Here is a 14,727-nt window from a genome sequence, read left to right as displayed (position 1 = left end):
CGCCATGGACAGACGACGTATCTCACACGGCAGTACACTCCGTGCAGACGCCCTCCACAGCGCTTGCTTCTCCGGGGCTTCGGATAAAGCCGCATCGCTTGCATGTGAACTCGGCCAGCCCACCGCCGCAGCCGCAGCGATTGCATCGCGGGCAGACGGGCTGCGAGCAGTCTCCGCAGAAGGAGGTAGCGAAGAACTCCTCAGTGCACCGCTCGCAGTACGCTTCGCGCCCATATCGGTGATACTCCGGCTGGTTGACCGAGAACATCCACGGCACCTTCTCGACGGCGGCAACCACGACTTGGTAGCCGGCGCCAATGCTGGCAGCCTGAGCGTAGAACGTGTCTCCGGCTTCGAGTTGCCCGTATCGGAATCGCGTCCTCGACGTCCAAGTTCCAGAGGTATTCGATCTGCCTGCCCGCCACAGTGCGGTCTTCGACTGGTCGGACAGTCGAGGAAGTCGAATCGCTCCCCGGCAAGCAGCGAACTCCACTCCACCCTCGGCGTTGAGTAGTAGAACGTGCCCGTCGGAGGTCAACGCCTGTGCCGCTCTGACGAGGACGGCTTGCCGCGACGCGTGCGGGAGTTGCTTCCACAGTTCAGCGATCGCGGCGGCGGCGGGGGTGCCGACCCCCAGGTATTGCTTCGCGATGTCTTCCGGGATGAGTACGGCTGCGGCGAACGCATCGCTGGCTGCCTCTTCCAGGGAGCGTCCGAGGTCGGAGCGCTCTCCCAATGCGTCTAGGAGGGCATCCCCGGTCATCTGCAGGTGGTGGCCGAGTTCGTGAAGGGCAGTGAACTGAGTTCGGGTTTGCGTGCCACCGCCGACACCGATTCGCGGCGGTGTAGAAGCGCCCACGTAGGTTCCGTCGACAACGCACTCGTCCGACGAACCGGGAACGCGGTTCGGCTCCAGCTGGACAAGCTCAACCTGGGGCCACGCTTCCAGCCACGCGATCGGGTCGGCTCGGAGCGCGTCGAGCTGGTCGGGGGCCTGACGATTGAACTCCTCGAGTATCAGCGCCGCCTGGTCTTTCGCGTCCAAGCGTGCCCGAATCCGATCCGCTCTCTCCGTCATAGCTCTCCTTCGAAGAATCGCTCCGCGCGAGTGACCCAGTTGTCTCCTGGACCGGTCTGGCGGTATCGCGTCGCTTGAATGCCTTGAGCGCTCACAACCCAGGCGTTCGAGTCGGTTCCGCCGAGCGCTTTCGCGTACTGCCGGACGGCACCACGGAACTGTCGCAGGAAGAGCGCATCCTTCAGCTCCGACGGAATCGGTGCAGCGTGGGTGAGGAGCACGTCGGCGGGAATCTCGGTGACGTCAGCGAGGGCGGCCGCCTCATCGGTCGTCAACGGGCGTTCGTTCCGTAGCAGAGCCATCGCAGATGTTCCGTCGACCGCCAGGATGCGTTTGAGGTCGCTGGGCGAGAGCCGAGCCTTCAGCATGTTGCCGAGGTCGCCTGCGCCATCCGCCAGCGCAGTCCAAGCGTGCACCCGTTCGAACACATCGAGCGCCCCGTACGGATCTGCAACCACCTCATCGACCCTTTCCGCCTCTAATGGCGTTGCGAGATCGGCGATCAGGCTGTCCAATACGATCGCGGGCACCGCCTTGGCGTGATGAGTGAACGCTGTCGCGTGCGCTGATGCGCCCGGAACTGAAATGCTTCGCCCGCTTGCTAGCGAGTCGGATTCGAAGCTGACAGGCACAACGAGCGGTTGCCGATCGTCATCTTCAGCGATCGTGCCGAGAGTGGACACTCCGTCCCATTCCAGCCGCCATAGCTGGCCGCTGCTGATCCGGGACGGCTCCTGCGGTCGTGGTGGGAGATGCACTCGTGCGGCTGCAGCGAGAAGGTCGGCGTTCGTGTATGGCGGGAACGCGTCATTCATCTCTGCTCCGTAGTGGCGTTGGCTGTTGTTGCTTCACTACAGCACAGACGACGTAACTCAGTCATTGTGTTCCTCACCGCACCGACGAAGCACTTCCAGGATCGCCTCGTGGCCGAGCTCCGTCTGCCGATAGGTACGCAGGATCCGAACCGCACTTTCGAAGTCGTCGGCTCCGTCGTCCCCGAACTGGTTCATGATCGACGCACGATCGTCGCCCATCCCCAGCAGCTGCCGCTGACGGGGTGTCAGCTCGGCGAGGATGTCGTCTGCGAGGTCGGCGACGTCTGAGTCCGGTGTGGCGTCGATCGTTTCGCTGTCTGCCCCGCCGGTCAGGACGGCGGGGGTATCGAGATAGAACCGGGCGGCGAGGAACCGTGCGAGTGTCTGTGCGAGAACCGCTGCGGCAACCCGGAGGAGCGCCGCATAACTGAGTTCGACAAGGCTTGCTTTGGCCGTGCCGGGTGTTGGTCCTGACGCTGGCAGTGTCTCTATAGGCTCGACGTCGACGTTACGAGTGAGTTGGTCGAGCTCGTCGGGGTGTCCGGACCAGAAGCCGGCGCTCGAGGGAAGCGTCCATGCGTCGCCTCCGTATTGTTTCGGTGGAACTGACACGAAGCGCTCATCGGCTTTCAAGAGGGTCTTGAGTCGGCGGCGGAGTTTCCCGATGGGTGTGGCCTTGGCCTCGTCTTTCAACGCGTTGCCGATCGAAGTCAGCAGCAGCCGTTCCAGGGATTGCTGGTCGACGCTACGCATGAAGCAGCCGGTGATCATTTTGTCTGCCCGGCCGGTCTCGAACATGCGGCCGACGAACTCATCGACGGCCTCGTCGGTCCACCGCGGATAACCGCGGGGCGGGAACGAGTGAGTGCGGGTTACCTGGGCGGTGACCTCTTTCAGCAGTGCGATCGTTTCCGGACCGGGGCGCCGGTCACGATCGAGTTCCTCGTACGCGCTCACGTTCCCCCTGGAGTCCCTTACATCCGCACCTAGGATCGCGTTCTCTGTCCGGCGCTGGGAGACCCTCATTTGGGGGGCTCACGCGTCAACAAAGTCGCGGTGCTTCTCGCAACGAGCTGGCCGGCTCACCTGCGGGTGGGGATATCCTCCGTCCGCGGTCGCGTGAATTCTGGGACCAGGTGGGGGCGTTGGTGCTGTCCTGCTCCTGATCGTCTTTCTTGCCGTTCCGGCACAAAGATCGAGAGCGGGCGGAGGCAGCGCAGTGCCCGGAGGGAGTGGTTGCTAAGCGCAGGGAGCGCAGCGAGCGCAGTCTGCAACAAGCGAGTGAAGGGAACGGAGCTGCCGGAGCTCGCCATGATCGGCTGCCGGATCGGAAAGAAAACGTAGGGGAACGGCACGCCGAAGGCGTTCCATCCGACAAAGACTGTGCCGCCTCCGTACGGCTCCGCTTTCTTGGCGCGTCGGACACAGCGACGGCGCGCGGCTTACTGCCGTGACTGAGAAGGTATACAGAGGGCTAGTCGCGACCGGCCCTGGTGGATCATCCTGTCGGCATGAGTGGGACTGCCGACAACATCTTCTTGGCCAGAACCGACCACAGCGGCCTGTCGCTATTGACGCTGCACTTCTCCCAACGGGAAGACGTTGAGGTCCTGAAACTGGCCGCCACGCTCAACACGACGCCCGAGCAATTGATCCGACAGATCGTCCGCACACACTTTCCTGACAACGCGTGCCTCGAACCTACGGAACAGATCCCGCCTTGGCTGTGAGCGCGGCGGTTACGCCATCACCCAGCGCAGGTGGCGAAACCGCCGCGGGGCGATGTAGCGCTTCAGACTGCGACGGACCTCGCGCTTGCTCTTGCCTTCGGCCAGCCGCCTGCTGCTGGGCGCAATGGCGCCCCTCAGGTTGACGACGCCGCGCTCGAGCGGTCTGCAAGAAGGGAGCCGCCGCAGACGGCTCTCTGGCCGACATACAGGCCGGACGGCTCGTCCACAAGGATTGCTGGATCAGCTTGAGGCAGCCAAGGGCGACGACAGCCCTGCGGGTGAGGAGGGAGAGGGCGAAACGGAACCAATGAAGTCCGCGGGAGAGCAATGGAGTCAGAACCAAGCAATGTAGGAACTTGGGTCGAATTTTCCGACAACTTCCTCCGGGGTTGACCCACCCCATAGAGGGCGGCAAGTACGTCGATGACCGATGAGGTAGCTCCAGTTGGGCGCTGTGGGCCCCGTGCAGGGGGACGGGGGACGGATGAGGCCGCCCCCCGTCGATGGTCAACTTGCGTCGGCGATGATCACTGAATCTATGAAGGCGGTCTGGTCCACAGTCGCACCACCCAGGAAGGTGACGGTGTGCGCTCCCGCCCCAGGCATGAACGGCGCGGTGGTGTAGGTCGCAAACTGGGACCCGCTTGGGATCACCGTTGAAACCACCGCCCCATCAATAAGCACCTTGATGGTTTGACTCTGCCCCGGCCGCTGTGCAGCGCTGAAGACGACCGCGTATCGTTTTGCTGCAAGGAAGCCAGATACGGTCTGCGCAATACTTCCCTGCTGCTGGACGAAACCGCTCTGCGTGCCATCCGGCGCATTCCCCTGTCCGAAGGCCGAACCGTTCGAAACGATGCCGTCGCCGTTTCCGGAGCTAGTGGCTGCGAAATTCCACCCGGATCCTGACGGCGCGTATGCATAACCGCTCACGCGAGCGGTCTCAAAGCTGGGATCAGCGAAGGATGCGTCCGTGGAGGGCGCTGGCGCAAGCGAGACATTGTCGAGGAACGCCGTTTGATCCGATGTCGCGACACCAGAAATCACCAGAGTGTGGATTCCAGCAGTCCCAGAGATGGTGGGCAATGTATACCGCGAGTACGAGGCCGAGGACGGCGTAATCGTCCCGACCACGGTTCCATCCCACGTGACTTTCAGGCTCTGAGAGTTGCCGCTGCGCTGTGCCGCGTCGAACGATAGCTTGTAACCCGTCGAGAGCAGCCCTTGGACCTTCTGGGTGACAGAGCCCTGCGCCTGGACGAATGCGGCCTGACCCCCGGCCGAAGCGGCAGGGTTCCCGAAAGTGGATCCATTCGCAACGACTCCGTCCCCAGCGGTACCCGCCACGAAGCTGGCGAATGTCCACGATCGATCCGCGGGCGCATACTGATACCCGCCTGTGAACGGTTGCTCGAAGCTGGAGTTTCCAAGACTTCCAGCTCCCGTACCGGCCGTGGCGGTGTACATCAGAGAGGGTGACCAGCTCAGCCAGTCGGACGAACTCGACGTTCCCGCCGCGATGAATTCAATGCTGTCCCCGGCCGCCACATCGATCTGAGCATCAAGGTTCTTGCCCGAAGTGTCTGTGGGCACCACAGTCGCGGAAGTCACGAGAGCACCGTTCTTGCGAACAGAAGCGGTAACCGTTGCTCCGCCAGCCACCGACTTGAAGGCGAGACTGCGCAAGCTGACACGTCCGGTCGCTGGCGCAGTCCAGACTCGCTCGGTCCCCGGCGTTTGCTCGAAGGCTGAGATTTGTGCGGCTGCACCGTCTGTCCACACACCCGTCACATGCTGGCCGCTCTGGAATGCCGCGTCAGTCCATGCAGTCGGTGAAGTCGCGTTCGCGCTCGTCCGATATCGCCAACCATTTGCCCCTTGCGTAGCAGCGAACTGGTCAGCCGCATACGCAGCGGTTGGCGAGGTAGCGCTGGTGATGTTGCCCGCGTTGTTAGGAATGAGGGATCTGAATTCCTCGCTGTTGACGAATTGGCTGTCCCCGATGAGGTTGTTGGTCACCGTTCCGGAGAGCGCTACGCCTGCCGGGTTGATCCGGACCAGCGATCCGCCACCGTTGCCGTAGAACGTGTTTCCATCAACAAGGTGATTCGTGTTGTAATCGCCGATTCCCGCACGCAACGACAGGAACTCAACGCCCGGCCCGGCATTACGGGCGATCAGGTTGTCCCGGAGAGTCACCTTGTTGACGTAGAGTTCGTTGTCGATGGCTGTCATATCGGCCGAGCCAGTAGCTGGGACATCAGTCAATGTGTTGTTAGCGAACGTGACCGTGTCCACGGATACGAGAATGATTCCAGCCGTGCCCCCATTGACGTGACAAGCACCGAGATTTTTGAACGTCGAATTCGTGACTCGCAGACCCGTAACTCCGTCGAACCGTGTACCTTCATTGCACAGCTCGGAGTATCCGGCGCCGTCTCCGTTCGTCGCCTGAACGTTGTTCACGCTCACGTTACGTACAAGGTACGGCGCGGCTGGCCCGGGTGTTCCAGGATTACCAACCCGCCCATCGCACGTGTCGATGTTCACCACGTTGAGATTGTGGTCTCCGACGATGCTGTCGAACGTCACTCCGGAAACGAAGTATGAGCTGCTGCTTACGGGAACGTTGTAGTCCCCGGTCACGGCGACCCCGCCTGATTGCCAAAGGTCAAGATTGTTGGAATGGCACGCGAAGTCCTGGGGACCGCCGTTGACGCGCGACGATCCGATTCCCGAGATGTGGTGTACGTATATGTCACTGAAGAAGAGCGACTGATTCCCTGTCGGAGAGCCCGAGAAGTTTGCTCTGTACTGCGCGAGGACACCCGCGCCGGCGTAGGAGAGCTCGAGGCCACTGACGGAGACGTAGCTCGGGTTCTGGAGCGTGACGATTGCAGCTCCGGCATTGGACCCGCCGCTGAGCGACGGCCGAGCACCAGAGCCATAGGCTCCGATACTTATTCGTGAGCTAGCGGTGCCCTGACCACTGATCGTCAGAAATTGGTTGGAATATGTCGAACCGCGCGCGATCAGCAGTTGATCGCCTGCTGAATATCCGCGGCTCGCGTGCCCAAGCGAGCACCAGGGCTGCGTGACGCTAGTCCCCGGTCCCGAGTCACTGCAGGTAGCTGAGGCGCTATTGAGATAGTACGTTTGCCCCACTGCGCTCGCCGGGACGGCTGGAGCAACGAAGGCCGCAAAGAGGACGGCGGCCGTCACCCCCACAACGAGGTTCCGTGTCGACTGTTTGAACATCAGACTCCTTTGGCTGAAGATGCTGCATTGGCAAGGAATGCTTTGGCCAGCACCGTTTCAGGCAACCTACCTGAAACGATACAGATTTTCCATAGGTGCGATCCGCGAATACACCATTACGAACTGCGCCGCGACATCCGCTCCCATAACAGCCGGCACTAGGGAACACAGCTGATGCCTCGGCTTTTCGAACGCGTGGTCAGTCTGCCTAGCGCCAACGGGTAGCCAGGTGGTCGGCTAGCACACGCCGGATCGTGCCCGACCTCGAGCGCAGCACGATCGACTCCGTCTTGATGATCGGGCCCTTCCGGCGCACGCCCTCCACCAGACCGCCGTCGGTGACGCCCGTCGCCACGAAGAACGTGTTGTCGCCCTTCACGAGGTCGTCCGCGCCGTAAACCCGGTCCATGTCGAGACCCGCCGCGACGCCCTGCGCGCGCTCCACGTCATCCTTCGGCGCCAGCTTCCCCTGCATGAACGCGCCTAGCGCCTTGATCGCGCAGGCCGTCGTGATGCCCTCCGGGCTGCCGCCGATCCCCACGCACATGTCGATGCGCGACTCGTACCGGGCGGCGTTGATACCGCCGGCCACATCGCCGTCGAGCATCAGGCGCGTGCCGGCACCGGCCGAGCGGATCTCGTCGATCAGCCCCTCGTGACGCGGCCGGTCGAGCACCGCCACGCGGATCTCGCCCACCGGCTTGCCCTTCGCCTTCGCCAGCTCGCGGATGTTGTCGCCGATCGACTGCGACAGGTCCACCACCCCGAACCCCTCCGGCCCGGTGACGATCTTCGACATGTAGAACACGCTCGACGCGTCGAGCATCGTGCCGCGATCCGACACGGCGATCACCGATAGCGCGTTCTGCCGGCCGGCCGCCGTCAGCGAGGTCCCGTCGATCGGGTCGACCGCGATGTCGACCGCAGGGCCCCGGCCGTTGCCGACGTGCTCGCCGTTGAACAGCATGGGCGCGTTGTCCTTCTCGCCCTCGCCGATCACGATTACGCCGTCGAAATTGACCGTCCCGAGGAACTTGCGCATCGCATCCACCGCGGCACCGTCGGCCGCGTTCTTGTCGCCGCGCCCGATCCACGGCGTCGCGCGGATGGCCGCCGCCTCCGTCGCCCTCACCAGCTCCATCGCCAGGTTCCGGTCGGGGTGCAGGAACAGGGATGCGGTGTCTGTGCTGGTCATGGCAGGTCCTTCATAATGGTGGTGTCGGATCTGCATCAAGAAGATTTCCTGCAGGCCCCACGCGCGAAAGGGTCAAGCTCTCGCGGTGCGCTTCGCTGTACCCACTCGACGAAGCGAACTCTGGCTTACTCGTCAAGCCGCTCGAGTTGGGTGTCGCGCCGGAGTGGCTGCAGCCGGGCCAGTTGGGTGACGTGGGCGGGGGTGAGCTCGGCGAGGGAGCGCACCTGGAGGAGTTTCATGGTGCGGATGAGCTGGTCGGTGAGGATCTGGATGGTCCGGTCGACACCCTCCCGGCCGCCGGCCATCAGCCCGTACAGGTACGCCCGCCCGATCAACGTGAACTTCGCGCCCAGGGCGTAGGCGGCGATGATGTCGGCGCCGTTCATGATGCCGGTGTCGATCGCGATCTCGGTGTGGTGGCCGACCTCCCGGGCCACCTCGGGGAGGAGGTGGAACGGGATCGGCGCCCGGTCCAACTGCCGGCCGCCGTGGTTCGACAGGACGATCCCGTCGACGCCGTGATCCACCAGGCGTTTCGCATCCTCGAGGTTCTGCACCCCTTTGATCACGAGTTTCCCCGGCCACAACGCCCGGATTTCGGCGAGGTCGTCGTAGTCGATCGACGGGTCCATCGCCGCATTGAGCAGGTCCCCGACGGTCCCGCCGGTCGCGGACAGGGACGCGAACTCCAGCTTCGGGGTGGTCAGGAAGTCGTACCACCACCACGGCCGCGGCATCGCGTTCACAATCGTGCCAAGGGTGAGCTGGGGTGGGATGGAGAACCCGTTCCTCTTATCCCGCAACCGCGCCCCGGCCACCGGGGTGTCGACCGTGAAGAACAGGGTGTCGAACCCCGCCGCCGCCGCCCGCTCCACCAGGCTGTAGGAGATCTCCTTCTGCCGCATCACATACAGCTGGAACCAGTTCCGGCCGTGCGGATTCGCCGCCTTCACCCCCTCGATCGACGTCGTCCCCAACGTGGACAGGGTGAACGGGATCCCCGCCGCCCCCGCCGCACCCGCCCCCGCGGTCTCACCCTCGGTCTGCATCAACCTCGTGAACCCGGTCGGCGCGATCCCGAACGGCAACGCCGACGGACCACCCCAGATCTCACACGACGTATCCACCGTCGACACGTCGTGCAGGATCGACGGGTGGAACTCCACATCCTGAAACGCCTGCCGCGCCCGCGCCAGCGACAGCTCGCCCTCCGCCGCCCCCTCGGTGTAGTCGAACGCCGCCTTCGGCGTGCGCCGCTTGGCGATATGAGCGAGGTCCTCGATCGTCAGCGCCGACTCCAGGCGCCGCTTCTTCAGGTTGAGCTCGGGCTTCTTGAACTGCATCAGCTCCAGGAGTTCGGCGGGTTTGGGGAATTGACGGTCGACCATGCGGATGGGTCCTAACGGGGGTCGTAGCGGACGATCTGGGTGGTGCGGGCGACCAGGGCGCGAAGCGTCTCCAGGTCGCCGGTGAGGAGTCCGGCGGCGCGCGCCTGGACGAGGACGTTGCCGATGGCGGTGGCCTCGACGGGACCGGCGAGGACGGGCAACCCGCTACGGTCGGCGGTCGCCTGGCAGAGCAGCGCGTTGCGGGCGCCTCCGCCGACCACGTGGACGGTGTCCACCGGCACGCCGGTGAGCTCGCCGACGCGGTGGACGGTCTGCGCGAACGCGGCCGCAAGGCTCTCCACGATGGCCCGCACCATCCCGGCGGGCGAGGCGGGCGCCCGCAGCCCACGCTCCTGGAACCATGCTGCGATGCGAGACGGCATGTCGCCGGGGGCGAGGAACCGCGGGTCGTCGGCGTCGAAGACGTCGGCCGGGCGCGGCAGTTCGGCCGCCTCCGCCAGCAGCCCGGCGAGGTCGACGTGCAAGCCCCGGCGCTGCCATTCGCGGATGGATTCGCTGAGCAGCCAGAGGCCCATGACGTTGTGGAGGTAGCGGATGCGTCCGTCCACGCCACCCTCGTTGGTGAAGTTCGCCGCGCGTCCCTCCCCGGTGATGACGCGGCCCTCGAGCTCCACCCCGACGAGTCCCCAGGTTCCGCAGGAGATAAACGCGGCCCGGGAGGCGTCCATCGGCACCGCCACGACTGCGGAGGCGGTATCGTGCGAACCGACCGCCATCACAGTCGGGCCGGAGCCGCTAAACGATAGCTCGCGGCGCACGGAAAGGAGCAAGGGGCCTATCGGATCGCCCGCTGAGATCAGCGGAGGAAACACGTCCCACGGAAGTTCGAGACGGTCAATCAGGATGTCGTTCCAGGTGCCGTCGGCAGTCAGCAGACCGGTCGTGGAAGCGTTGGTGCGTTCCGCGTAGTGCTTGCCCGTCAGGAAGTATCCAAAGAGGTCGGGAATGAGCAAGATCTGATCGCCCGGGAGAAGAACTCCGTCGGCCGCGTCCACGGCCAGCTGGTAAAGCGAGTTGAATGGAAGGAACTGCAGACCACCTTCGCGATAGAGTTCCGCAGGCTCGACCGCGGCGTGCACGAGATCGACCCCGCGCTCGGTGCGCTCGTCGCGGTAGTGGTACGGCTCGCCGAGCAGCCGCCCGCTGCGGAGGAGGCCGTAGTCGACCGCCCACGAGTCCACGCCGATGCTGCACAGCGCCGGATCCGTCCGGGCGACGGATGCGAGCCCCTCAAGCACGCTCGCGTACAGCCCGGTCACATCCCAGTGCAGCGCCGCCCGATTCCCCTCCCACACCCGCACGGGCGTGTTGGGGAATCGCGCGGCCTCGGTCAGCTCGAGCGTGTCGGCGCCGACGCGGGCGTGGATCACCCGGCCGCTGGTCGCACCGAGATCGACTGCGGCGACGGTACCGGTGCTCATCGTAGGAAGGCGGCCGCGACGCCCGCGTCGACGGGGATGTGGAGTCCGGTGGTGTGGTCGAGGTCGGCGGAGGTGAGCACGGCGACCGCGTTGGCGACGTTCTCCGGCAGCACTTCGCGCTTGAGGAGGGTGCGCTGGGCGTAGTACTTGCCGAGCTCCTCCTCCGGCACCCCGTACACCGCGGCGCGCTTGGCGCCCCAGCCGCCGGCGAAGATGCCCGAGCCGCGCACGACGCCGTCGGGGTTGATGCCGTTGACCTTCACCCCGTAGTCGCCGAGCTCGGCCGCGAGTAGTCGCACCTGGTGGGCCTGGTCGGCCTTGGTCGCCGAGTAGGCGATGTTGTTCGGGCCGGCGAAGACGGAGTTCTTGGACGAGATGTAGACGATGTCGCCGCCGAGCCCCTGCTCGATGAGCGCCTTCGCCGCCGCCTTCGACACCAGGAACGAGCCCTTGGCCATGACGTCGTGCTGAAGGTCCCAGTCGGCCTCGGTGGTCTCCAGCAGCGGCTTCGAGATCGACAGGCCGGCGTTGTTCACGATCAGATCGAGCCCGCCGAACTGCAGCAGCGCCTCCTGGATGGCCGCCTGGATGTCGGACTCGCTGGTGACGTTCGCCGCCACCCCGATCGCCACATCCGTACCGCCGAGCTCCGCCGCGGCGGCCTGCGCCTTCGACAGGTCGAGGTCGGCGATGACGACGCACGCGCCCTCGGCGGCGAGCCGGGTCGCGATGGCCTTGCCGATGCCGGAGGCCGCGCCCGTGACGAGAGCGATGCGGCCCGCGTGGGATTTCGGCTTCGGGAGGCGCTGCAGCTTGGCCTCCTCCAGCGCCCAGTACTCGATGCGGAACTTCTCCGACTCATCGATCGGCGCGTACGACGAGATCGCCTCCGCGCCGCGCATCACGTTGATCGCGTTGATGTAGAACTCGCCCGCGACACGGGCGGTCTGCTTGTCCTTGCCGTAGGAGAACATGCCGACGCCGGGAATGAGGACGATCGCCGGGTCCGCACCGCGCATCGCCGGCGAGTCCGGGGTCGCGTACTTCTCGTAGTAGGCCGTGTACTCGGCCCGATACTGCTCGTGCAGCTCCGTCAGCCGGGCGATCGAGTCCTCGACGGACGCGTCCGCCGGGAGGTCGAGGATCAGCGGCTTCACCTTCGTGCGCAGGAAGTGGTCCGGGCAGGAGGTTCCGAGCGCACCCAGCCGCGGGTGCTCTTCGGAGGCGAGGAAGTCGAGCACCACATCATCGTCGGTGAACGATCCGACCTGCGGCTTGTCCGTCGACGCCAGGCCGCGGATGGTCGGCGCCAGCGCCGACGCCTTCGCGCGACGCTCCGCAGGCGACAGCGGCTCATTCGCGGCGATCCGCGGCCCGAACGACTCTGGGCGGCCGTGCGCGTCGATGTAGTCGGCGGCGGTCCGAATGATCCACAGCGAGTTCGCCTCGGCCTCCTCAGAAGTGTCGCCCCACGCGGTGATGCCGTGACCGCCGAGCACGGTGCCGATCGCATCCGGGTTCGCGGCCTTGATCGCCGCGATGTCGAGCCCGAGCTGGAACCCGGGACGACGCCACGGCACCCACACCACCCGGCCACCGAAGATCGTCTTCGTCAGCTCTTCCCCGTCGGCCGACGTCGCGATCGCGATGCCGGAGTCGGGGTGCAGATGGTCGACGTGCGCGGCATCCACCAAACCGTGCATGGCCGTGTCGATGGAGGGGGCGGCACCGCCCTTGCCGTGCAACGTGTAGTCAAACGCGGCGACCATCTCGTCCTCGCGGTCGACGCCCGGGTAGACGTTCTCGAGGGCGCGCAGCCGGTCGAGGCGCAGCACGGCGAGGCCCTGCTCGGTCAGCGTTCCGAGGTCTCCCCCAGAGCCCTTCACCCAGAGCAGCTCGACCGGCTCACCAGTCACCGGGTCGGTCTCCGTGCCCTTGGCGGAGGTGTTGCCGCCGGCGTAGTTCGTGTTCTTCGGGTCGGACCCGAGGCGGTTCGACCGGCCCAGGAGGGCCGCAATGGTCTCGTTCGTCATGAGGCATTCATTTCGGGTAGAGGAAAGGGGATTGTGGCCTTGCTCGGGTCGCCAATCGCAACATTCTCGAGAAACCACACATCGTAAGGTCTCTCGAGCAGACCCGTGTTGAGTTCGTTCAGCAGTTCTAGCGGCTCGCCACCAGCATGAGCGTCCAGGTCCTCACGAGTCGTCCAGCGTTCGATCATGATGACGACCTGGCCGTCGGTATGTGCTGCATAGAGTTCGCAGCCCTTTTCTCGATGGACGAGCGGGGAGAGCTTGGCGAACGATGCGAGCACGTCCTGAGTACGTCCCGGCCGCGGGGTCAGAATCGCAACGACAATGACGGGTCCGCTCATACCTGCCTGAATTCGATGCCGAGGAGGCTGGCCGCAGCGCGGTAGTCCGCGGCGCGATTCCCGAGCGAAAGAGACCAGTGGTGTCCCACTCCAGATGCGCTCCACGCGTCCACCCACTCGCCGGGGTCACGGCCGAAATCGACGCGCGATGTGGTGTTGCCGATTGCAAGGAGTGGGCCCGGTACGACTGTGCCCTCGGATGCGATGAAGACGAGCGAGCCGTCGCAATCCTGGCCGAGGCCGAGCAATGTCACTGGGCCATGCTGAACATCGAACTCGACGCTGACTCCCCAGCCGCGTTTGCCGTGGTAGACGCCGAGACCGCGTAGGAGCGGGTCGCGAGATGAGACGGCGAGGTGGGCTGGTCCGTCGTGGCCCATCTCCACTACGTTGTCTTCAAAATTAAGTGCCTGGATTTCGCAGAACGATCCCCCGGCGCCGACCACTTGGGTGGCGAGTTGAGCGACCGTGGTGCGCAGTTCGTACTCGCCGGTCGCGGGGACGCCGCGCGCGGTGAGCAGTGACGCACCGAGAATCATCCCGGCACCAAGCCGTTCATGCTTTTCGCCGTCAAGACCCCGGTGGTAATAGGCAAGACTGTCTAGCTCGAAGTCCTCGACGAGTCGGTCCAGCGCGACAGAAACCGTTGCACCCCACGCGAAATCCTGGTCCACGACAGTCTCATCGAGGGCAAAGATGCGCCGCGCGACCTCCATCCGCTCGATCGTCTCGTTCTCGGTTACCTGTTCGACTCGATGACGTAGATCGTCGAACTCCAACACCTCGACATGGGACCCGAACGTTGCCGGGAGCAGAGTCAGGTCGGTCGAAACATCAAGCATCCCGGGATACAGGTGACCCATAAGACCGTGACGAGCATTGCGCAGCGCAGCCCGGACATGTGCGGCACGGATCCATTGACCGATGCGCTCCCATGCCGACTCCTGGCGGAGATACCCGGACACGGAGCGGAACGGGATTCCCGCCCGCCGGAAAACGTTACCCACCTCGGGAACCGGGCACTGTCCGCAGTACGCGAGCCAAGCGCCGGTATCGAACGAGGAATGGTCCATCGCCTCGGTCGGCTGCAGGTCTATCACAAGCACAGGAGTGTTTGTCCGCTGAGCGATAGGGAGCACCATCGAGGACGTCAGATACGTCGTGAGGAACATCACGATCAGATCGCAGTCTGCGACCCGAAGCCTCTCGGCGGCCGCCACGCCCTCCTGCGCATCGGAGATGAAGCCGACGTCGACGACGTCCGCGTCCATCTTTTCGAATCGACCGGAGACATACCGCGCCGATTCCTGGAGCTGCGGGAGCAGAGCGGGGAACTGCGGCCAATAGGTCCCCAGGCCCCCAGCAACGAGACCAATACGTGGCTGGCGACGATCCTTGGGCGTGAGGAGCTGTGTGATGTTGGCTCCTGTCATCGACGACGTCATCG

11 protein-coding genes are annotated in these 14,727 nt (G+C 64.8%); 1 reads left to right on the top strand and 10 read right to left on the bottom strand.

Annotated elements, in window-relative coordinates:
• Positions 1 to 22 precede the first annotated feature (22 nt).
• The 3 genes from ACF1AJ_RS17710 to ACF1AJ_RS17700 are packed head-to-tail and all read right to left on the bottom strand — an operon-like array spanning position 23 to position 2,850.
• Positions 23 to 1,078 (bottom strand): ImmA/IrrE family metallo-endopeptidase, encoded by a 1,056-nt coding sequence (locus ACF1AJ_RS17710; RefSeq protein ID WP_391508543.1) that lies wholly within the window; start codon positions 1,076 to 1,078, stop codon positions 23 to 25.
• Complete coding sequence (locus ACF1AJ_RS17705) at positions 1,075 to 1,893, bottom strand: hypothetical protein (RefSeq protein ID WP_391508542.1); 819 nt, start codon at positions 1,891 to 1,893, stop codon at positions 1,075 to 1,077. Before ACF1AJ_RS17705 ends, ACF1AJ_RS17710 begins: the two co-directional genes overlap by 4 nt.
• A 57-nt stretch (positions 1,894 to 1,950) precedes the next feature.
• The gene (locus ACF1AJ_RS17700) at positions 1,951 to 2,850 is read right to left on the bottom strand and encodes a hypothetical protein (RefSeq protein ID WP_391508541.1); all 900 of its coding nucleotides are present in this window, start codon (positions 2,848 to 2,850) and stop codon (positions 1,951 to 1,953) included.
• 554 nt (positions 2,851 to 3,404) lie between these two features.
• On the opposite strand from ACF1AJ_RS17700, the gene ACF1AJ_RS17695 reads away from it, so the two are divergent.
• Entirely contained in the window at positions 3,405 to 3,623 is a 219-nt protein-coding gene (locus tag ACF1AJ_RS17695) for a hypothetical protein (protein ID WP_391508540.1), read from the top strand.
• 507 nt (positions 3,624 to 4,130) lie between these two features.
• Here ACF1AJ_RS17695 and ACF1AJ_RS17690 read toward each other — a convergent pair.
• From ACF1AJ_RS17690 to ACF1AJ_RS17660, 7 genes are all read right to left on the bottom strand, one after another.
• The gene (locus ACF1AJ_RS17690; RefSeq protein ID WP_391508539.1) at positions 4,131 to 6,881 is read right to left on the bottom strand and encodes a hypothetical protein; all 2,751 of its coding nucleotides are present in this window, start codon (positions 6,879 to 6,881) and stop codon (positions 4,131 to 4,133) included.
• A gap of 208 nt (positions 6,882 to 7,089) precedes the next feature.
• Positions 7,090 to 8,076 carry a class II fructose-bisphosphatase gene (gene glpX, locus ACF1AJ_RS17685; RefSeq protein ID WP_391508538.1) on the bottom strand — a complete coding sequence of 329 codons (987 nt, stop codon included), beginning with the start codon at positions 8,074 to 8,076 and terminating at the stop codon, positions 7,090 to 7,092.
• Between the two features lie 125 nt (positions 8,077 to 8,201).
• Positions 8,202 to 9,464: an alpha-hydroxy-acid oxidizing protein gene (locus ACF1AJ_RS17680; protein ID WP_391508537.1), complete on the bottom strand. Its 1,263-nt coding sequence runs from the start codon at positions 9,462 to 9,464 to the stop codon at positions 8,202 to 8,204.
• An 11-nt stretch (positions 9,465 to 9,475) separates the two neighbouring features.
• Complete coding sequence (locus ACF1AJ_RS17675) at positions 9,476 to 10,906, bottom strand: rhamnulokinase family protein (protein ID WP_391508536.1); 1,431 nt, start codon at positions 10,904 to 10,906, stop codon at positions 9,476 to 9,478.
• Complete coding sequence (locus tag ACF1AJ_RS17670) at positions 10,903 to 12,939, bottom strand: bifunctional aldolase/short-chain dehydrogenase (RefSeq protein WP_391508535.1); 2,037 nt, start codon at positions 12,937 to 12,939, stop codon at positions 10,903 to 10,905. The genes ACF1AJ_RS17675 and ACF1AJ_RS17670 overlap by 4 nt, the downstream gene beginning before the upstream one ends.
• Entirely contained in the window at positions 12,936 to 13,280 is a 345-nt protein-coding gene (locus ACF1AJ_RS17665) for a putative quinol monooxygenase (RefSeq protein ID WP_391508534.1), read from the bottom strand. Before ACF1AJ_RS17665 ends, ACF1AJ_RS17670 begins: the two co-directional genes overlap by 4 nt.
• Positions 13,277 to 14,725: an arabinose isomerase gene (locus ACF1AJ_RS17660; protein ID WP_391508785.1), complete on the bottom strand. Its 1,449-nt coding sequence runs from the start codon at positions 14,723 to 14,725 to the stop codon at positions 13,277 to 13,279. Before ACF1AJ_RS17660 ends, ACF1AJ_RS17665 begins: the two co-directional genes overlap by 4 nt.
• Positions 14,726 to 14,727: the final 2 nt, after the last annotated feature.

It is taken from the genome of Leifsonia sp. NPDC014704, assembly GCF_043083605.1.
Classification (GTDB): domain Bacteria; phylum Actinomycetota; class Actinomycetes; order Actinomycetales; family Microbacteriaceae; genus Leifsonia.
The sequence above is the reverse complement of the archived record's forward strand: the minus strand, read 5'-3'. Positions and strand labels throughout refer to the sequence as shown.